Origin of the sequence: Micromonospora sp. NBRC 110009 (assembly GCF_030518795.1) — a bacterium.
Lineage (GTDB): Bacteria > Actinomycetota > Actinomycetes > Mycobacteriales > Micromonosporaceae > Micromonospora.
This window is the reverse complement of the sequence record NZ_CP130427.1, coordinates 2,809,311-2,829,247: the sequence shown is the minus strand read 5'-3', so window position 1 is coordinate 2,829,247 and position 19,937 is coordinate 2,809,311. Positions and strand designations below refer to the sequence as shown.

Here is a 19,937-nt window from a genome sequence, read left to right as displayed (position 1 = left end):
ACGGCCTAGCCTTCCCGGCATGACCGCCAACCTCCTCCTCGACGAACTGCGGGCCGCGCTCGGTGACACCGCCGTGCTCACCGACCCGGACCTGCTGCGGATCCACGCGCGGGACGAGGCCGACCTCTGCGACGCCGGCAGCCCGCTGGTCGTGGTGCGCCCGCGGAGCACCGAGGAGGTCGCGGCGGTGGTCCGGGCGGCGGGCCGGCACGGCGTACCGGTGGTGCCGCAGGGGGCGCGGACCGGGCTGGCCGGCGCGGCGAACGCGGTCGACGGCGCCGTGCTGCTGAGCACCGTGGCGATGGACCGGATCCTGGAGATCGACCCGGTGAGCCGGATCGCCGTGGTGCAGCCCGGCGTGGTGAACGCGACGCTGGCCGGCGCGGTCCGGAAACACCAGCTGTACTACCCGCCGGACCCGGGCTCCTGGGAGTCCTCCACCATCGGCGGCAACGTCGCCACCAACGCTGGCGGCATGTGCTGCGTCAAGTACGGCGTGACCACCGAGTACGTGCTCGGCCTGGAGGTGGTGCTGGCCTCCGGCGAGGTGCTGCGGACCGGCCGGCGCACCGCCAAGGGGGTCGCCGGATACGACCTGACCCGGCTCTTCGTCGGCTCCGAGGGCACCCTCGGCGTGATCACCGAGGTGACCCTCTCGCTGCGGCCGGCACCGGAGGAGTCGCTGACCCTGGTCGCCGTCTTCCCCACCACGGCGGCGGCCGGCACGGCGGTCGCCGGGCTCGCCGAGCGCGGGCTGACCCCCAGCCTGCTGGAGCTGCTGGACCGGACGCACCTGCGGGCCATCGAAACGTACCGGCCGATGGGGCTGCGCACCGACGCGCAGGCGCTGCTGCTGGCGGCCGTGGACACCGGCGTACGGGCGGCCGACGACCTGGCCCGGCTCGCCGAGGTGTGCGAGGCGGCCGGGGCCGACGAGGTCTACGCGGCCACCGACGCGGCGGAGGCGGCCGCCCTGCTCCAGGCCCGCCGGCTCGCCCACCCGGCGATGGAGAGGTTCGCCGCCGAGGCCTTCCCGAACGGCAACGGTGGCCTGGTCATCGATGACGTGGCGGTGCCCCGGGGGGCGCTCGCGGCGCTGCTGGACGGGGTGGCCCGGATCGCCGCGGAGTGTGCCGTGCCGATCGGCGTGGTGGGGCACGCCGGCGACGGCAACATGCACCCGAACATCGTGGTCGACCGGGCCGACCCGGCCAGCGTGGCGCGGGGCCGGCGGGCCTTCGACGAGATCATGCGGCTCGGCCTGGAACTCGGCGGCACCTGCACCGGCGAGCACGGCGTCGGGCTGCTCAAGCGGGACTGGCTGGCCCGGGAGATCGGCCCGGTCGGGGTACGGGTGCACCAGGCGATCAAGGCGGCCCTGGACCCGGCGGGGCTGCTCAACCCCGGCAAGGTGTGCTGACGCTCAGCTTTTGTCCTCGGCGGGCGTGGCCTGGGTGAGCAGCAGCAGGACCTGGTAGCCCACCGCTGGCCGCTCCTCGCCCGGGCAGTCCTGCGAGGTGATGGTCAGCCCCGGCGGGATCAGCAGGGTGGAGGTCAGCGCGTCGATGCAGCCCTGCTTGTACTGGCGGGCCTCGTCGGTCTCGGTCGCCAGGGCCGGATCGGCGAGCATCCGCTGCAACCGCTGGGTCTGCTCGGCGGTGAGCTGGCCGGTGGAGTCGACCCCGTCGCCCGCGCAGTCCCGGCACTGCCACCGGCCGCTCGGATCCACGTCGAGGGTGCGGGGCGCACCGTCCGCCCCGACCCGCTGCACCAGCGAGACCCGCCGCCCCGCCTCCGCCGACACGGTCGGGCCCGGGCTACCCGGTGTGGTGGCACCCTCGGCCCGACCGAACAGGGAACAGCCGGTCAGCGCGAGCGCCAACAGGACGCCGGCGGTCATCGGAACCATGCGCGACCAGGAGGGGCGAACCACGCACGGAAACCTACACTTCCGTAGGTAGCGCCCGGTACCCTCCGGAACGACGTTACCCGCCGGTCACCTGCGAAGACGGCGGCAGCCCGGCGGCGCTGCCGCCGTCGGCACCCCGGTCGGCGGCGAAGCCGCGCACGTCCGGCGCGCCGAGCCGGGCCGCGTCGGCGGCCACGTCGTCGGGCATCGCCTGCGACAGCCGCTCCGCCTCCACCCGGGCCCGGTAGTGGGCCACCTCGCGGGCGCGCGTCGCCGCGTCCCAGCCCAGCACCGCGCCCATCAGCTCCGCGGTGTGCTCGGCCGACTCCAGGCCGCGATGGCTGGTCTCGATGGAGATCCGGGTACGCCGGGTCAGCACGTCCTCCAGGTGCAGCGCCCCCTCGGCCCGGGCCGCGTACGTCACCTCGGCGGCCAGGTACTCCGGGGCCCCGGCGAGCGGGGAGCCGAGCAGCGGGTCGGCGTCGACCAGGGCGAGCAGGTCGCGGGTGAGCGTGCCGTACCGCTCCAGCAGGTGCTCGACCACCCCGACGGGCATGCCGTGCCGGCGGGCCAGGTCGGCCCGGTCCCGCCACATCGCCGCGTACCCGTCGGCGCCGAGCAGCGGCAGGTCGGCGGTACGCGACGGACGGGTCCAGCCGAGCCGGTGGACCGCGCGGTCGACCACGTCCGACGCCATCACCCGGTACGTCGTGTACTTGCCGCCGGCCACCAGCAGCAGCCCGAGCATCGGCTCCACCACCGCGTGCTCCCGGGAGAGCTTTGAGGTGGAGTCCGCCTCGCCGGCCAGCAGCGGGCGCAGCCCGGCGTAGACGCCCTCGATGTCGTCGGTGGTCAGCGGCCGGTCCAGCACCGCGTTGACCTGCGCCAGCAGGTAGTCGATGTCCTTCGCGGTGGCCGCCGGGTGGGACCGGTCCAGCCGCCAGTCGGTGTCCGTGGTGCCGATGATCCAGTGGCCGCCCCACGGGATGACGAAGAGCACGCTGGTCGCCGTACGCAGGATCAGGCCGGCCTCGCCGGTGATCGCCGAGCGGGGCACCACCAGGTGGACGCCCTTGGAGGCCCGGACCCGCATGCCGGGCCGCAGCCCGACGTCGTTGAGCATCCGGGACATGTCGTCGCTCCACACGCCGGTGGCGGCGATCACCGTACGGGCGCGTACCTCGAACTCGGCGTCCGGCGAGCCGGCGGGAGCCTCCAGGTCGCGGACCCGGACCCCGGTGACCTCGCGGGCCTGCCGGATCAGCCCGACCGCGCGGGCGCTGGTCACCACGGTGGCCCCGAGGCTGGCCGCCGTGCGGGCCAGCGTCACCACCAGGCGGGCGTCGTCGACCTGCCCGTCGAAGTAGCGGATCGCCCCGGCCAGCTTGTCGGCGCGCAGGCTGGGGAAGACCCGGCGGGCGCCCTCCCGGGTCAGGTGCCGGTGCAGCGGCATGCCGCGCCCGCCGCCGAAGACCCCGGCGAACGCGTCGTAGGCAGCCACGCCGGCGCCGTAGTAGGACCGGCGGAAGAAGCGCCCGGGCAGGTCACTCAGCCGGCCCTCGGCGGGGAGCGGGACCAGGATCGGCACCGGGCGGACCAGGTGCGGGGCGAGCCGGGTGGCGAGCAGGCCGCGCTCGGTCAACGCCTCGTGCACCAGGTGGAACTCCAGCTGCTCCAGGTAGCGCAGGCCGCCGTGGATCAGCTTGCTGGACCGGCTGGACGTGCCGGCGGCGTAGTCCCGCGCCTCCACCAGGGCCACCTTCAGCCCGCGGGACGCGGCGTCGAGCGCGGCGCCCGCCCCGGTCACCCCACCGCCGATGACCAGGACGTCGAACCGCTCGGCGCGGAGTTTGCGGAGGTCGCCGGCACGGCGCTCGGGAGAGAGCTGACCGGCCACGGATCGGGACACGTTGGGGTCGCGCACCTGTCCACGGTAACCGTCCCGGCGCTCCGCCCGCAGCGGGCGCCCGCCCGTACCGTGTTGGTCATGACGGTCGGTCCCCCCGCAGCCCCGCTCGCACCGCCGGTTCCCGGCCCCGCGGGGACCGGGCCGTGGCCGGTGGTCGCGGCCGCCCTCACCGGGGTCTGGGCGGTGCTGGTCACCGTGCTGGGTCAGCTGGTCGGCTGGGCGGTGGACCAGGCGGTGCTGGTCGCCGGCCTGGACCGGGTGGTGCCGGTCTGGCCGGTGGTCGCGCTGGGCACGGTGCTCCTGGTGGGCGCGCCCACGCTGGCGCTCGCGCTGCTGCCCCGCTCGCCGGCGGTCCGGGTCACCGGCCGGGCCTGGTTCGCCGGCACCCTGGCGCTCGGCGCGCTGACCCTGCTCCGGGCCCTGCCACCGGTGCACGAGGAGGCGTACCTGGCGGCGCTGGCCGGCACCGCCGCGCTGCTCGCGGCGGTCCTCGGCCGGCTGTCCCGCCGGCGCGGGGCCGTCGCGCCGGCGGATGCCCGGCCCCCCGTTCCCCCACCGACCGGTGGGCGACGGTTCGGGCCGGTCACGCTGCTGGCGGTCGCCGCCGGCCTGGCCTCGCTGCTGCCCTGGGCCTGGGTCGGCGCGCTCGGCGGCGCCCTGGAGACGCTGCTCGCCGTCCTCGCCGCGGCCGCGCTCGGCGCGCTCGCCGGGACCCTGCTCGACCCGGCGTTCTGGGCCGGGTTCGCGGTCGGCGAGCCACCCCGGCCGGCCCGGCTGGTGCTGGTCGGCGGCCTGGTCGCGGGGGTCACGCTGGTCCTGCTCGCCGCCGGGGCCGGGCAGTCCGGGGCGCAGCTGCCCGCCCTGTTCCTGCTGCCGCCGCTGGGGTTCGCGCTGGGCGCCCTGGAGGCCGCGGCCCGCCGCTCCGGCGTGCCGGCCGGCCGGCGCCCGGTGCGCTGGCTGGTCGGCCTCGCGCTGCTCGGGCCGCTGGCGTTCCTCGACCCGGAGGAGCTCACCGTCCTGCTGGCGACCAGCCGCGACGTGCCGTTCTGGGGCGCGGTCGCGACCGGGGCCGGGTTCGCCGTCGCGGTGCTGCTCGCCCTCGGGTACGGCGTGCTGCTCGCCCGGCCGCGCGCCGGCACGCCCCGGCGCCAGGTGGCCGGGCTGGCCGCCGCGGCCCTGCTCGCCGCCGTCGCGGTGGTGTACGTCGTCCCCGGCCGGCCCGGCCTCTACGGCGAGCGGTTGCTCGTGGTGCTGCGCGAGCAGGCCGACCTGACCGGGCTCCCGGCCGGGGCGCCCGGTCGGGCCGGCCGGGACGCCCGGGCGGCCGAGGTCTACCGGCGGCTGGTGGCCACCGCCGACCGGACCCAGGGCGACCTGCGCCGCGAGCTGACCCGGCTGCGCCTGCACCCCACGCCGTACTACCTGGTCAACGCGATCGAGACGGATGGCGGCCCGGCGGTGCGGGCCTGGCTCTCCGGGCGGCCGGAGGTGGCCCGGGTGCTGGTCAGCCAGCGGCTGCGCCCGCTGCCGGCGGCGCCGCCCCCGGCCCAGGGCACCCAGGCCGCGCCGACCGGCCCGGTGTGGAACGTGTCGCTGATCGGCGCGGACCGGGTCTGGTCCGAGCTGGGCGTGACCGGGGCGGGCGTGGTGGTCGGCAGCTCCGACTCCGGGGTGGACGGGCGGCACCCGGCCCTGGCCGCCGGCTTCCGGGGCGGCGACGACTCCTGGTACGACCCGTGGGAGCACACCGGCACGCCGGGCGACCGGGGCGGTCACGGCACCCACACGGTGGGCAGCGCGGTGGGCCGGGACGGGATCGGCGTGGCCCCCGGCGCGCGCTGGGTGGGCTGCGTCAACCTCGACCGGAACCTCGGCAGCCCGGCCCACTACCTGGACTGCCTGCAGTTCATGCTGGCCCCGTTCCCGCCGGGCGGCGACCCGCTCACCGACGGTCGGCCACAGCGCGCGCCGGACGTGCTGACCAACTCGTGGGGCTGCCCGCCGATCGAGGGCTGCGACCCGGCGGCGTTGCGCCCGGCGACCGCCGCGCTGGCCGCGGCCGGCATCCTGGTGGTGGCCGCGGCCGGCAACACCGGGCCGTACTGCGGCTCGGTGGCCGACCCGCCGGCACCGTACCCGGACGTGCTGACGGTCGGCGCGGTGGACCGGGCCCGGCAGCTCACCCGCTTCTCCAGCCGGGGGCCGGCCCGCGGGGGCGTCGACAAGCCGGACCTGGTGGCGCCGGGGGCGGGGGTGCTGTCGGCGTACCCCGGGGGCGGCTACGCCACCCTGGACGGCACGTCGATGGCGACGCCGCAGGTGGCGGGGGTGGTGGCGCTGATGTGGTCGGCGAACCCGGCGCTCGTCGGTGATCTGGCGCGGACCCGGCGGATCCTCCTCGACACGGCCGGTCCGGCCGGCGTACCTCCGAGCGCGGACCGCTGTGGTGGCGAGCCCGACCTGGTCGGCGCGGGCCTGGTGGACGCGTACGCGGCGGTCCGCGCGGCGCGGTCGGCGCGCTGACCGCCTCTGTTAAGAACCCTGCCCGATGACCTAGGGTCGGCGACCATGGACGCGGAGATCATCGAGCTGGATCCCGACCGCCTGCCCGCGGTCGTCGACCTCTGCCGGCGGGCCCTGGACCTGCCGGAGGACGCGGCCGAGGCGCCGGCCGTCGTGGACACCCTGGCCGCCCGCGCGACCGCCGACCGGCCGGTGCTGCGGCTCGGCGCGGTCCGCGGCGGCGAGCTGATCGGGGTGTTGATCGGCTCCCGGTCGGCGCGGGATCCCGGGCTCGGCCACGTCGACCTGCTGGCGGTGGCCCCGGAGGAACGGCGCCGGGGCGTCGGGCGGGCGCTGCTCACCGAGGCGGAACGACGGCTGGCCGCGCTCGGCGCCACCGAACTGCTGCTCGCCGGGAACCCGCCGTACTACGCCTGGCCGGGCATCGACGTGCGGTACACCCCGGCGGTATGCGCCGCGCTGCGCCTCGGTTACCGGCAGGACCGGACGGGCTGGAACATGACGGCCGACCTGGCCGCGGGCTCCCCGGCGGTGCGGTCGACGGAGGCCGCCGAGCGGCGGCTGGCCGACGCGGGCGTGACGGTACGCCAGGCAGAGCCGGCGGACCTGCCGGCGCTGGGCGCGTTCGCCCGGGCCACCTTCGGCGGGACGTGGGACGACGAGCTGGCCGGGTCGCTGGGCCGGCCGGGCGCGGGCGCGCACCTGGCCGAGCGGGACGGCGAGGTCCTGGGCTTCGCCGCGTACGGCTCGTCCCGGCCGAGCTGGTTCGGCCCGATGGGGACGGCACCGGCCGTCGAGGGCTGGGGCATCGGCGGCGTGCTGCTCCGCCGCTGCCTGCGCGACCAGGCCGCGGCGGGCCTCGACGCGGCGCAGATCGGCTGGGTGGGGCCGGTGCCGTTCTACGCGAATGCGGCGGGTGCCCGGATCGAGCGGGTGTTCTTCCTGTACCGGAAGGCGCTTGACCGGACATAAGTAACTTAAGTTACATAGACGGTTATATTGTCATTCAGCCCTCCCGGTCATCGACGGCCGCCTACCGTCGGGGCATAGAGGAGGCAGCCATGACCACGGATGACGAACGGACCGACGAGGCACCGGTGAGCTTGCCTCCGGTCGGCGAACTCCCCGGGCAACTGCCATTCGACCGGCTCGACTACGGCGACGCCGAGCAGCTGGCGGAGATGGCCGGCGGCGACGATCCAGCCACCGAGGAACCGCTGCAACTGGTGGACGAGCCGCTCCGGATCCCGCCGCCGTACGACCGGACGCACAAACGACGCAACCAGCGGCGGCTGCCGACCTGAGCGCACGGGAAAGGGGGCGGACCGCTGACGCGGCCCGCCCCCTTTCGGCGTACTGGTGGAGCTGGACTCAGAAGTCCATCTCCCCGCCACCCGGGCCAGCCGGGGCGGCCGGGGTCTTCTCCGGCTTGTCCGCCACGACCGCCTCGGTGGTGAGGAACAGCGCGGCGATCGACGACGCGTTCTGCAGCGCGGAACGGGTCACCTTGGCCGGGTCGATGATGCCCGACGCGAGCAGGTCGACGTACTCGCCGGTCGCGGCGTTGAGGCCGTGACCCGGCTCGAGGTTGCGGACGTGCTCGACGACGACGCCACCCTCGAGGCCGGCGTTGACGGCGATCTGCCGCAGCGGGGCGTCCAGCGCGATCTTGACGATCTGGGTGCCGGTCGCCTCGTCGCCGGTCAGGTCCAGCTTGTCGAAGGCGGTCTTGCCGGCCTGCACCAGCGCGACGCCACCACCCGGGACGATGCCCTCCTCGACGGCGGCCTTCGCGTTGCGGACGGCGTCCTCGATGCGGTGCTTGCGCTCCTTCAGCTCGACCTCGGTGGCCGCGCCGACCTTGATCACCGCAACGCCGCCGGCCAGCTTGGCCAGCCGCTCCTGCAGCTTCTCCCGGTCGTAGTCGGAGTCACTCTTCTCGATCTCGGCCCGGATCTGGTTGACCCGGCCCTGGATCTGCTCGGCGTCGCCGGCACCGTCGACGATGGTGGTCTCGTCCTTGGTCACCACGACCTTGCGGGCGCGGCCCAGCATGTCGAGGCCCACGGCGTCGAGCTTGAGGCCGACCTCCTCGCTGATGACCTGGCCACCGGTGAGGATGGCAATGTCGGCGAGCATGGCCTTGCGGCGGTCACCGAAGCCCGGCGCCTTGACGGCGACCGACTTGAAGGTGCCGCGGACCTTGTTGACCACCAGGGTGGCCAGGGCCTCGCCCTCGATGTCCTCGGCGATGATCAGCAGCGGCTTGCCCGACTGCATGACCTTCTCCAGGATCGGGAGCAGGTCCTTCACCGACGAGATCTTGCTGTTGACGATCAGGAGGTACGGGTCGTCGAAGACGGCCTCCATACGCTCCGGGTCGGTCATGAAGTAAGCAGAGATGTAGCCCTTGTCGAAGCGCATACCCTCGGTGAGCTCCAGCTCCAGGCCGAAGGTGTTGCTCTCCTCGACGGTGATGACGCCTTCCTTGCCGACCTTGTCCATCGCCTCGGCGATGATCTCGCCGACGCTGGTGTCACCAGCCGAGATGGAGGCGGTGGAGGCGATCTGCTCCTTGGTCTCCACGTCCTTGGCGAGCTTGAGCAGCTCCTCCGAGACGCTGGCCACGGCGGCCTCGATGCCCCGCTTCAGGGCCATCGGGTTGGCACCGGCGGCCACGTTGCGCAGGCCCTCGCGAACCAGGGCCTGGGCCAGGACGGTCGCCGTCGTCGTGCCGTCACCGGCCACGTCGTCGGTCTTCTTCGCGACCTCCTTGACCAGCTCGGCGCCGATCTTCTCGTACGGGTCCTCGAGCTCGATTTCCTTGGCGATGCTCACACCATCGTTGGTGATGGTGGGGGCACCCCACTTCTTCTCGAGCACGACGTTGCGGCCCTTGGGGCCGAGGGTCACCTTCACGGCGTCGGCGAGCTGGTTCATGCCCCGCTCGAGGCCGCGGCGCGCCTCTTCGTCGAACGCGATCATCTTGGCCATACGGCGTTGTCCTCCTGGACACTCACGGGCCATCCGGAGATCCCCCGGATGGGCCGCCTGGTGTACGCACCTTGGGGACGTCGCCACCTGGCGACGACGACGTCTCCTCGGTCGGGCCGGACAGCCCGCGACGACCGGCCCCGTGCCGCCCCGGCGCCATCGAGACACCGGGGTGGCCGTGGCCCTACCGCCCCGACCATTGGCACTCACCGTATGCGAGTGCCAATGACTTGTTTAGCACTCTCCCTAGCCGAGTGCAAGCACGATGGCCGCGCTCAGCCGAGTTCCGCGGCCAGCCGGGCGGCGTTCACCGGGCCTTCGTGGGCCCGCTGCTCGGCGTACGTGACGACCAGGCCGATCAGCTGCGCCAGATACGCCGGGGTGATCAGCAGGGTGCCCGCCAGCGCCAGCAGCACGGCGGCCCCGCCGGTGCCCGCCGCGTCCAGCGGGTGCTCGCCGAAGATCAGCCGGTTGACCGTCTCCACCACCCCGTTGAGCATGGTGGCGACGACCAGCACGGCCACCACCAGCGCCACCCGCCCCAGCACCATCCCGAACCGCTGGTGGAAGAGGCGGAACGCGCGGCCGATCGGCTCCTGCCGTTCGAAGAGGTAGACCGGGCCGAACAGGGCGACCGCGAAGGCCACGTAGATCCCGGGCAGCACGCAGGCACAGACGCCGACGCCGATCAGCAACGAGGAGACGATCGTCCAGCCCCAGAGACCGAGCGCGCGCCGCCAGCCGTACCGGAAGGCGACGCCGACCACGGCCGGCTCGCCGACCGCCTGGCGGGTGATCACCCAGGTGCCGGCAGCCCACCCGGCGCTCTGCAGCGGGCCGAAGATCAGCGCGGCCAGGATCACCGCACCGTAGAAGGCGAAGAAGTCGGTGAAGTAGCCGTCCGGCAGGACCGGGGCGCCGTCCGGCCCGGCGACGGGCTGGCCGGTCGGGGCCAGGGCCAGGGAGAGGACCGCGATCACCGCGGCCGGCACCGCCTGGCTGATCAGGACGATGGGCAGCAGCTGCCGCCAACCGCGCCGTAGCGCCCCGGAGCACCGGGCGAACCAGCCGCCGATCCCGGCGTGCGGCGGGGTGACCAGCGGGTCACCGGGGTCGACCCCCGGGTACCAGCCATAGGGCTGGCCGGGCATCGGTGGCTGGCCGGGGTAGGTCCCACCCGGCCCGGGACCGTCCGGCGTCGGCCAGGCCCAGGTGTAGGGCGAATCCACCGGCTGGGCGGCCGGCGTCGGCCAGGCCCAGCCGTGCGGCTGGCCCGCCGGATCGACCGGGTATCCCGCGCCGGGCACCGGAGCGGCGGCCGGCTGACCCGGCACAACCGGGTACCAGGGCTGACCCGTTGCGGCGGGCTGCCCCGGCAGCGTCGGATCCGTCGGGGTTGGCGCTCCGGACCCGAGGGGACGATCCGCATCCCCCGCCGTCGGCGCCGGCGGCGTGGACGAGGCCGGGTCGGCCGGGGCACCGGACGACGCCGGGGGCACCGGCTCGGTGGAACCCGACGGGGGCAGGTCGGACATGAACCCTCCTCAGCAGCGATGGCTGGAACGGCTCACGATCTTCCCTGCTGCGCGCCCGCAGCGCAGCCCCCCGGCCGGGGTGAACTGCCGCCGAACGGGCGGCGACGGGGTCAGGCGATGACGCGGACCCGCTCCGCCTGCGGACCCTTCTGACCCTGGGCGATCTCGAACTCGACGCGCTGGCCGTCGTCCAGCGCCTTGTAGCCGTCCATCTCGATCGCGGAGAAGTGGACGAAGACGTCCTGCCCGCCGTCGACGGCGATGAAGCCGTAGCCCTTTTCGGCGTTGAACCACTTGACGGTGCCCTGTGCCACGGTGCACTTCCTCACTCTGCGCGGCGTTCCACAACCCGGAGACCGGCGGACCGGCACCGGCGGACCACCGGTTCGGCCATCGGTGACGGCCGCTGAATCGGTGACCGAAATCGCACGCTACACGAGGCGTGACGACGGCGCACGACCACAAATCGGGCATATTCCGGCCGACATCCGACCCGGCCCGACACGGGTCCTCCGCACTCCGGTATGCATGGCGACATGACCAGCGCGCCGACCACGACCACGACCGTCCGCCGGGTCCGGCCGGAGGACGCCGCCCGGATGCGGGCGCTCCGATTGGAGATGCTCGCCGACTCGCCGCTGGCGTTCCTGGAGACGGTGGCCGAGGCCGCCGCCCGCCCGCACGCCGACTACGCGGCCCGGGTCGCCGCGGTCTCCCGAGGCGACGCCACCGCCCAGTTCGTCGCCGATCCGGGCGGTCGCCTGGTCGGCCACGCCGGCGGCACGGTCGCCCCGGAGGAGCCCGGCCTGACCCTGATCTACGCCGTGTACCTCACGCCGGCCTGGCGGGGCGGCGGGCTGCTCGGCGCGCTGGTGGACGAGGTGGCCGCCTGGTCCCTCGCCTGCGGCCGGCCGGAGCTGATGATGGAGGTGGTGGTCGGCAACGACCGCGCCTACCGGGCGTACCAGAAGCTGGGCTTCGTCGACACCGGGGTGCGCGTGCCGCACCCCAAGATCCCCGCCCTCCGGGAACTCCAGATGCGCCGGGCGGCGTGAGAAGGGGGCCCCTGCTCTACCGGAAACGGTAAGCAGGGGCCCCTCCTTGCCCATCAGACGTGGCGGCGGCTCTGCACGATGCGGAACCGGTTGGCCACGTACGCACCGTCGGTGAGCGCGGAGTTCGCCGCCGGGTTGGCGCCCGAGCCGTGGAAGTCCGAGAAGGCAGCCGACTGGTTGACGAAGACCCCGCCGGTGAGGTTGCAGGACAGGTGCACGCCGGCGTCGATCGCCGCCGCCTCGGCGGCGTCCAGCACCGCCTCGTCGGTGGCGTAGACCCCCGCGGTGAGCGCGCCCTTCTCCCCCACCGTCGCGCGGAGGATCTCCAGGCTGTGCGCGGTCGAGTTGGTCGCGATGGCGAACGAGATCGGCCCGAACCACTCCCGCGAGTAGACCCCGGTGTCGGTGGCGTCCAGCTTGACGATGGTCGGCGTACGCACGACCGCGCCGGGGAAGGACGGGTGCTCGACGGCCCGCGACTCCAGCACCGGCTCGCCGACCTTGGCGACCTCCTCGAGCCGCTCCAGCACGCCGTCGTTGACGATCGCGCCGGTCAGCTCGACGCCCCGGGCCGGGTCGGCGGTGAGCTTGCCGACCGCCGCGGCGATCCCGGCGGCCACCTCGTCGAAGCTCTTGTGCCCCTGGTCGGTCTCGATGCCGCCCCGGGGGATCAGCAGGTTCTGCGAGGTGGTGCACATCTGCCCGCTGTACAGGGTGAGCGTGAAGCCCAGGTTGCGGCAGAGCCCGGCGAAGTCGTCGGTGGAGTCGATCACCACCGTGTTCAGGCCGGCCTTCTCGGTGTAGACGGCGGCCTGCCGGGCGTTGGCCTCCAGCCAGTCGCCGTACTCGGTGGAGCCGGTGAAGTCGACGATCCTGACGGCCGGGTGCAGGGCCAGGGTGGAGGCGAGCTTCTCGTCCGCCGCCTCGGGCGCGAGCTGCACCAGGTTCGGGTCGAAACCGGCCTCGGCGAGCACCTGGCGGGCGTACTTCACGGTGATCGCGAGCGGCAGCACCGCGCGCGGGTGCGGCTTGACGATCACCGGGTTGCCGGTGGCCAGCGAGGCGTAGAGCCCCGGGTAGGAGTTCCAGGTCGGGAAGGTGTTGCAGCCGATCACCAGCGCCAGGCCGCGCGGCACCACGTGGAACGTCTTGCTCATCCGCAGCGGGTCGCCCTTGCCGGCGGCCTTCTCCCAGCCGGCGGTCCCCGGGTGGCGGGTCATCTCGGCGTACGCGTACGCGATCGCCTCCAGCGCCCGGTCCAGCGCGTGCGCGCCGCCGGCCTGGAACGCCATCACGAACGCCTGGCCGGTGGTGAACTGCACCGCGTTGGCCAGCTCGAAGACGTTCCTGTGCAGCCGGTCGAGGATCTCCAGGCAGACCCCCACCCGGGCCTGCGGGCCGGCGTCGCGCCAGGCGGGCAGCGCGGTTTTGGCGGCGGCCACCAGCTGGTCGGGGGCGGCGTGCGGGTAGCGCACGTTCAGCTCCATGCCGAACGGGCTGACCTCGGTGGCGACGCTGCCGCCGTCACCCGGCTGGTCGAGGGGGAAGTCGGCGTTCAGGTACGCCTCGAAGGCGGCCTTGCCGTCGGCGGCGGCGGTCTCGCCGTAGACCCGGGGGCTGGGCGACTCGGGATAGGCGGACCAGTACCCGCGCTCCATGATCGCGGTCAGCGCCCGGTTGAGGGTGTCGGCGTGCCTGTCGTACAGGGGGTGCGGGGTCTCCGTCATGCCCGTCATCATGCAACAGGAAGCCACCAGATCAGTAGGGGCGTGTCACAAGTCAGGGTCGCCGCCTGCCGCTCGGGCGCGGCATGACCGGACCGGCTCGGGGTAACCGCGCGGCTGGCGACCAGGAGGGGACGGCCACGGGTGGGAATCACCGAAATCCGGGTGCACGGGGTCGCCGACCGCGGCCCGGAGGCGATGCTGAACCGGCCGATCGTGAGCCGGGTGGCCGGGGATCGGGAAGCCGGTTTCTACCGGGTACCCCCGGGTTTCGGGAATCCGCACGGCGTCGCCGACACCACGCTGGAGGCGTACCGCTGGAGCGGGCTCACCGGGGGAACCGCAACCCGGACCTTCTCGCTGGTCCTGCTCCTGCCCTTCATGCTCGCCAACACCGCCATCTGGATGCTGCCGCCCGCCGGCCGCGGGGGCGCGGCCGGCAAGGCGCTCTGCCGGCTGCTCGCCGCGACCCTCACCACGATGTACGTGCTGTCGATCGTGGGGGCGGCCCTGGACCTGGTGGCCTGGCAGTGCGCGGAGTACGCGCGCTGCCTGGAGGGTCGCCGGGGGATCTCCTGGCTGGGTGGCGTGCCGCCTGGGCGGCGGCTGGCCATCGCCGCCCTGCTGCCGATCCTCGGGATCGCCCTGGTCTGGCGGCTCAGCGGCCGCACCTGGCAGCGTCCCGAGGACACCACGACGTTGCCGCCGGGGCTCGGGGCGGGCCGCCTCGACGCCCCGGCCTTCTGGGACAACCGGGCGCTGCTGCTCCGGCTGCGGTCGCTGCACGTGGTGATCTCGCTGGCGACGCTCGACCTGGCCCTGCTCCTGGCGGTGGTCCCGCGCAACGGGATCCCCGGCCACGCGCTGCTCGTCGGGTCCGCCGGCCTGCTGGCCGCCGCGCTGGTGGTGCTCTGCCTGCCGCAACTCGAGCGGCGTCCGGCCGCCCGGTGGTCGCGGCGCGCGGGCCGGCTCCTCCGCTGGGCCGCGATCACGTTGACCGGGCTGACCCTGGCGTATGCCGCGGCACCGCGGGCACCCTGGTCCGCCGTGGGTAACCTGCCCGGGTACGACGTGCTGGTCGCCGGGCTGTTCACCGGCCAGGTGGGGCTGCTCGTGGCGCTGGCGGCGCTGGTCCTGGCGCGGCGGTCGGTCCGAGGTCGCGGGGCGCTGCTGGGCCTCGCCGCACCGCTGGTGGTGTCGGTCGCGATCGGGCTGGCCGTGTCCTACTCCTCCGGGCTGAGCTACGGCGTCGCCGAGTACCTGGACCGGGGTTCCCACCCGACGCCGGCCCGGCCACTGCCGCCCGGCGCCCCGCCGCTCTCCCCACCGGTCGCCTACCGCTGGGCAGCCCTGGGCTTCTCGGCCGCGCTGCTGTTCGCCGTCGCGGTGACCGTGCTGGTCGGCCGTTATCAGCGGATCCGGCACCGACAGGCGGCGGACGATTTTGTCCAGCGGGAATTTCCGGAAGCGCCCCGGGCGGCTCCGGAACGGGTGCGGGCAGTTGCCGACAAGATCATCCGGGCCCGGCTCGCGGACCGGCTCGGCCCGCTGCTCCTGGCCGCGTACGCGCTTCTGGCCGCGCTGGCCCTGGCCGCCGCCGGGTCGTCGGCGCTCGGTCATGGGCCGGAGGATGTCGCCCAACGGCTGGGCGGGCAGTCGCTGGCCCGTCCGGTGATCTTCGTGACCGACCTGGGAGGCCTGCTGGTCGGACTGTTCGCGGTGGCCCTGTTCGGGGCGGGACTGTTCGCCTACCGGTCGGAGGCCATGCGGATGGTCAGCGTGCTGTGGGAACTGGCCACCTTCTGGCCGCGCGCGGCGCACCCGCTGGCCGCCCCGTGCTACGCCGTGCGTGCCGTGCCGGATCTCATCCGCCGCATCGTCCACCTCACCGCCGGCGGGGACGCGGTCGTGCTCTCCGGGCAGAGTCACGGCAGCGTGCTGGCGGCGGCGACCGTCCTCCAGTTGCCGGAATCCGCCCGCGCCCGGGTGGCACTGTTGACCTACGGCACCCCGCTGGGGCGGCTCAGCAGCCGGACCTTCGCCGCCTACATTGGGCCGGACGTGCTGCGGGAGATCGGTGACCGACTGGACTGGCGGTGGATCAACCTGTGGCGGCGGACCGACCCGGTCGGCGGGCCGGTCTTCGGTGCGGAGGCCAGAAATCGCGACGACCCTCACGCCCGGGTGGACCGCGAGGTCCGCGACCCAGCGGGGCTGCTGATCCCGCCCGGGGACACGGTCCCGCCGAAGATCGGCGGGCACCGATTCACCCCGGACGACTTCGACTGGGCGGTCCATGAGCTGGTGGGGCGACTGCACCCCGCCGGCCCCGGCGACGGTGGACTCAGAGGGTGAGCTGCCAGTCGGTCGAGCCGTCCACCGGGCGGAAGCCGAGCTGTTCGTTGATCGCGATCATGTGGGCGTTGTCGGCCGCGTTGTAGGTGTCGATCGCGCGCAACCCCGGCTCGTACGCCAGCACGTGCTCCAGATTCTCGATCTTGGCGAGCCGGCCGAGCCGGTGGCCGCGGTGCTCCGGGTCGACGATGGTGCTCTGCTGCCAGGCGTGCCAGGTGGTGTTCGCGGCCAGGCTGAGCATGCTCCAGGCGACCAGCCGGCCGGACGCCTCGTGCACCGCGCCGACGCTGTAGTGGCGGACCCCCCGGGCGTCCAGAGCCCGCTCGGTGCCTCGGATCCGGTCGGCGTCGATCTGCTCCTGCTCCCACTGGAGGTCCCCGGTCGGGGCGTCGGTCACCATCCGTCCCTCCAGGTAGGCGACGTCGGCGACGTACTCCTCCGGGGTGTGCTGCCGCCAGCGGACGATGCGGTAGCCGGCGGCGGCCGCGCGGGCGTCGGCCAGCAGCGCGTCGAGTCGGCGCTGGTCGCGGGCGGTGACGTCGAGCCGGCTGCGGACGTCGGCGAGCGCGGGGTGGGCACCGACCGCGGCGGCGAAGGCAGGCCCGGGACTTTCCCTTTCCGGAGCGCCGGGCAGGTTGTCGGCCACCGACGCGACCACCCGCTTGCGACCGGCCTCGCGCAGCACCCGCAGCCCGTGCTCGTGCAGCGCCCGGCCCACGCCGCGCCGCCGGTACTCCGGGTGCACCCGGAGCTCGGCGCTGGCGTTCTCGGTGTTGTCGAGCTGGGGCAGGAAGAGGCGGAGCCAGCCGGCGGGCTCCCCGTCGAGCCGAGCAAGAGCCCAGTGGGCGGCGATGCCCGGCATCGGGTGGCGGACCATCCCCTCGAAGCGCCGCCGGCAGTACGGCGGGAAGTCCGGGAGGTCGGCCGCCTCGACCGCCGCGCCGATCCGGTACGCCTCGTCGACCGCCGTCTGGTCGGCCGGGTCGAGCGGGATGACAGCGATGCCCATGCGGGTGAGCGTGCGCCACGCGCAGCGAAGGGGCCAGCGGTTTTCCGCCGGCCCCTTCGAACGTTGGTCGGGAGGGACGTCCGCACAACGCCTCCGGCGTTGGGTCGTAAGAACTTGAAAAGCCTCCGGCGGAAGCCCTCCCGCACGGAGCATCTTGCGCCGTCCGGTTCCTGCCGTCAAGTCCTTGTCGGCGGGTTTTCCACACTCACAGCAAATCGCCAGTTACTCACCGGATCTCCCCGATCCCCCGCCCGGGCGATCCGCACCTCCCCCGCCCGGATGAGTTGACCAAGGAGTTTGCGTCGTGACTCGGCCCTTCCGGTGACGCGAACTCCTTGATCAACAGCCAGGAGGGCTCAGCCGAGGAGGCCCGCGTCGCGGGCGGCGCGGAGCGAGGGCTTGATGCGGTGGGTGGGGCCGACCTGGGCGGCCACCGCGTCGAGGGTCTTCAGGCCCTCACCGGTGTTGAAGACGACCGTCTCGGCCGCCGGGTCGAGCTTGCCGGACTCGACCAGCTTGCGCAGGACCGCCACGGTGACGCCGCCGGCGGTCTCGGCGAAGACCCCGGTGGTGCGGGCGAGCAGCCGGATGCCGGCGCGGATCTCGTCGTCGTCGGCGTACTCCATCCAGCCGCCGGTACGCCGGACCGCCTCCAGCGCGTAGAGCCCGGCGGCCGGGTCGCCGATGTTCAGCGACTTGGCGATGCCGGTCGGCTTGACCGGGGTGATGGTGTCGCTGTCGCTGTGCAGCGCGGTGGCGATCGGGTTGCAGCCGGCGGACTGCGCGCCGAAGACCTTCCAGCCCCCGGCCGGCGCCTCCACCAGGCCGATCTCGACCAGCTCCGAGAACGCCTTGTCGATCTTCGTGAGCAGCTCGCCGCTGGCCATCGGGATGACCACCTGGGCGGGGATCCGCCAGCCGAGCTGCTCGGCGACCTCGTAGCCGAGGGTCTTGGAGCCCTCGGCGTAGTAGGGCCGGACGTTGACGTTGACGAAGGCGGTGTCCTCGAACTCGTCGGTCTCCACCAGCTCGCCGCAGAGCCGGTTCACGTCGTCGTACGAGCCGCCGATGGCCACCAGCTCCCCGCCGTAGACGGCGGTGGTCACCACCTTGCCCTGCTCCAGGTCGCTGGGGATGAAGACCACCGAAGGCACCCCGACCCGGGCCGCGTGGGCGGCCACCGAGTTGGCCAGGTTGCCGGTGGAGGCGCAGGCGTACCGGGTGAAGCCGAGCGCGCGAGCGGCGGTCAGCGCGACCGAGACCACCCGGTCCTTGAACGAGTGGGTCGGGTTGCCGCTGTCGTCCTTGACCCAGAGCGGGGCGCTGATGCCCAGCTCGGCGGCGAGGTGCGGGGCGGCGACCAGCAGGGTCAGGCCCGGGTCGAGGGTCACCCGGGTGGCCGGGTCCTGACCGGCCGGGAGCAGGGCCGCGTACCGCCAGAGGCTGTTCGGGCCGGCCTCGATCTGCTCGCGGGTGACGGTGGCCAGGGCGGCGGCGTCGTAGTCGACCTCCAGCGGACCGAAGCACTCGTAGCAGGCGTGCTGGGCGGCGAGCGGATAGCGCGCGGAACAGGCGCGACAGACCAGGGCGCGGGCCGGGCTGCGGGTGGTGTCGATGCCGGACGTGGCGGGAAGCGTCGACGTCATGTCGAGGGGTCCTCTCATCTTTCCCCGCATCGCCTCGCGCGGCGGGGACGGAATTGGCACCTGCCCGCGGTCGCTCGTCGTCGAGCGCGCGGGTGGTTGCCGGGGCGTCATCGGGCCGTATCCCTCAGCCCCTCTGGATGAGGTATGCAGTTGTGCCGCCGAGTCTATGCGCACCCCACGCCGCCACCGAGCCGGGTTCCCACGCTGTGAACTCTCCCGTACCCGGCCGGGGCGGGGTTCCGGGTCAGCGGGCCACCACGGCGACCGGGTCGACCACCGCGGGGCGGTCGATCACGGCGAGGGCGGCGGCCGGGGCGGGGACGGCCGCCGTCCGGGTGCGGGTGGCGAGGTTCGCGGCGACCAGGGCGGCGATGGTCAGGGCGGCGCCGGCCAGCTCCACCGCACCGGGCCGGTAGCCGCGGAGGATCTGCACCACGAACGTGGTCACCGGGACGAGGTTCATGAAGAGCGCCGCGTCGGCCGCGCCGAGCCGACGTACGCCGGTGTTCCAGGCCAGCACCGCGAGGACGGCGGCGACGACCACGGCGTACGCGAGTTGCGGGGCGACCGCGACGAGGTCGGCGGCGGCCGGCGCGTGCTGGAGGCCGGTGAGGTCGGCGACGGCGCTGGCGGCCAGCATGGCGAGCGTGCCGGCGACGGCGGTCAAGGTGGTGTAGCGCAGCGCGGAGTACTCGGGGAAACGGCTGGCGCCGTGGGTGTAGACGGCCCAGCTGAGCACCGCGCCCATCATGAGCAGCCCGCCGACGCCGAACTGGCCGAGCCCGTCGAGCCGGCCCCGGGTGATCACCAGGCCCACCCCGACCAGGGCGACCAGCGAGAGCCCGAGCAGCACCGGCCGGGGGCGTACGCCGTCCCGCGCCCACCGGACGAGCTGGGTGACCAGCGGGGTGGTGGCGACGAAGAGCGCGATCTGCTGGGGGGCGGCGTGCCCGAGGGCGAGGTTGGTGAGCACGTTGAAGCCGGCGAAGCCGATGACGCCCAGCAGCACCACCTCGACCGCCCGCCCGCCCGCGCGCAGGGCGGTCGCCCCCTCCCGGCCGAGCAGCAGGGGGAGGAGCACGGCGGCGGCGAGGACGTACCGGGCGGTGGTCAGGTTGAGTGCGTCCACCCGGGTGAGCGCGCTGGCCAGGACGGGAAACATGATGCCCCAGCTCAGCACGGCAAAGAGCGGGAAGGCGGCGTGGCGAGAGCGCATCGCAGCTCCTATGTTCGAGTGTCGTCGAACCAACGCCCATGACAGTAGGAGCTTGTTCGACA

General features: G+C 74.1%; 15 protein-coding genes and 1 riboswitch. Of the genes, 6 read left to right on the top strand and 9 right to left on the bottom strand.

Features of this window, described 5'->3' with window-relative positions:
- Positions 1-19 precede the first annotated feature (19 nt).
- On the top strand, positions 20-1,420 hold the full coding sequence (locus Q2K19_RS13525; protein ID WP_302771164.1) for an FAD-binding oxidoreductase: 1,401 nt from the start codon (positions 20-22) through the stop codon (positions 1,418-1,420).
- Between the two features lie 3 nt (positions 1,421-1,423).
- Here Q2K19_RS13525 and Q2K19_RS13520 read toward each other — a convergent pair whose 3' ends face one another.
- Both Q2K19_RS13520 and Q2K19_RS13515 read right to left on the bottom strand, forming a co-directional pair.
- Positions 1,424-1,900, bottom strand: a complete 477-nt coding sequence (locus Q2K19_RS13520) for a hypothetical protein (RefSeq protein ID WP_302771162.1) — start codon at positions 1,898-1,900, stop codon at positions 1,424-1,426.
- 85 nt (positions 1,901-1,985) lie between these two features.
- Positions 1,986-3,818 (bottom strand): glycerol-3-phosphate dehydrogenase/oxidase, encoded by a 1,833-nt coding sequence (locus Q2K19_RS13515; protein WP_302772469.1) that lies wholly within the window; start codon positions 3,816-3,818, stop codon positions 1,986-1,988.
- A gap of 78 nt (positions 3,819-3,896) precedes the next feature.
- On the opposite strand from Q2K19_RS13515, the gene Q2K19_RS13510 reads away from it, so the two are divergent.
- The 3 genes from Q2K19_RS13510 (at position 3,897) to Q2K19_RS13500 (ending at position 7,645) form a co-directional block, all read left to right on the top strand.
- Complete coding sequence (locus Q2K19_RS13510) at positions 3,897-6,341, top strand: S8 family serine peptidase (protein WP_302771161.1); 2,445 nt, start codon at positions 3,897-3,899, stop codon at positions 6,339-6,341.
- Positions 6,342-6,386: 45 nt separating this feature from the next.
- Positions 6,387-7,313 (top strand): GNAT family N-acetyltransferase, encoded by a 927-nt coding sequence (locus Q2K19_RS13505; protein ID WP_302771159.1) that lies wholly within the window; start codon positions 6,387-6,389, stop codon positions 7,311-7,313.
- 89 nt (positions 7,314-7,402) lie between these two features.
- Positions 7,403-7,645, top strand: coding sequence for a hypothetical protein (locus Q2K19_RS13500; RefSeq protein WP_302771158.1), 243 nt, complete (start codon positions 7,403-7,405; stop codon positions 7,643-7,645).
- Positions 7,646-7,712: 67 nt separating this feature from the next.
- Here the strand turns inward: Q2K19_RS13500 and groL are convergent, their stop codons facing one another.
- The 3 genes from groL to Q2K19_RS13485 form a co-directional block, all read right to left on the bottom strand.
- Positions 7,713-9,335: a chaperonin GroEL gene (gene groL, locus Q2K19_RS13495; RefSeq protein WP_302771156.1), complete on the bottom strand. Its 1,623-nt coding sequence runs from the start codon at positions 9,333-9,335 to the stop codon at positions 7,713-7,715.
- 275 nt (positions 9,336-9,610) lie between these two features.
- Positions 9,611-10,870, bottom strand: a complete 1,260-nt coding sequence (locus Q2K19_RS13490) for a hypothetical protein (RefSeq protein WP_302771154.1) — start codon at positions 10,868-10,870, stop codon at positions 9,611-9,613.
- 110 nt (positions 10,871-10,980) lie between these two features.
- Positions 10,981-11,184 (bottom strand): cold-shock protein, encoded by a 204-nt coding sequence (locus tag Q2K19_RS13485; protein WP_013288855.1) that lies wholly within the window; start codon positions 11,182-11,184, stop codon positions 10,981-10,983.
- A 222-nt stretch (positions 11,185-11,406) separates the two neighbouring features.
- On the opposite strand from Q2K19_RS13485, the gene Q2K19_RS13480 reads away from it, so the two are divergent.
- Positions 11,407-11,925: a GNAT family N-acetyltransferase gene (locus Q2K19_RS13480; RefSeq protein ID WP_302771150.1), complete on the top strand. Its 519-nt coding sequence runs from the start codon at positions 11,407-11,409 to the stop codon at positions 11,923-11,925.
- A gap of 53 nt (positions 11,926-11,978) precedes the next feature.
- Here Q2K19_RS13480 and paaN read toward each other — a convergent pair whose 3' ends face one another.
- Positions 11,979-13,652 (bottom strand): phenylacetic acid degradation protein PaaN, encoded by a 1,674-nt coding sequence (paaN, locus tag Q2K19_RS13475; RefSeq protein ID WP_302771149.1) that lies wholly within the window; start codon positions 13,650-13,652, stop codon positions 11,979-11,981.
- A gap of 141 nt (positions 13,653-13,793) precedes the next feature.
- Between paaN and Q2K19_RS13470 the strand changes: the two genes are divergently transcribed.
- A complete protein-coding gene (locus tag Q2K19_RS13470) occupies positions 13,794-16,004 on the top strand; it encodes a hypothetical protein (RefSeq protein WP_302771147.1) in 2,211 nt (736 codons plus the stop codon).
- Here the strand turns inward: Q2K19_RS13470 and Q2K19_RS13465 are convergent.
- The 3 genes from Q2K19_RS13465 to Q2K19_RS13455 form a co-directional block, all read right to left on the bottom strand.
- Complete coding sequence (locus tag Q2K19_RS13465; RefSeq protein WP_302771146.1) at positions 15,994-17,013, bottom strand: GNAT family N-acetyltransferase; 1,020 nt, start codon at positions 17,011-17,013, stop codon at positions 15,994-15,996. The two genes, Q2K19_RS13470 and Q2K19_RS13465, sit on opposite strands and share 11 nt — an antisense overlap.
- Before the next feature lie 356 nt (positions 17,014-17,369).
- A complete protein-coding gene (gene thrC / locus Q2K19_RS13460; protein WP_302771145.1) occupies positions 17,370-18,659 on the bottom strand; it encodes a threonine synthase in 1,290 nt (429 codons plus the stop codon).
- A gap of 11 nt (positions 18,660-18,670) precedes the next feature.
- Positions 18,671-18,803, bottom strand: a riboswitch (SAM riboswitch).
- 100 nt (positions 18,804-18,903) lie between these two features.
- The gene (locus Q2K19_RS13455; protein ID WP_302771144.1) at positions 18,904-19,875 is read right to left on the bottom strand and encodes a DMT family transporter; all 972 of its coding nucleotides are present in this window, start codon (positions 19,873-19,875) and stop codon (positions 18,904-18,906) included.
- Positions 19,876-19,937: the final 62 nt, after the last annotated feature.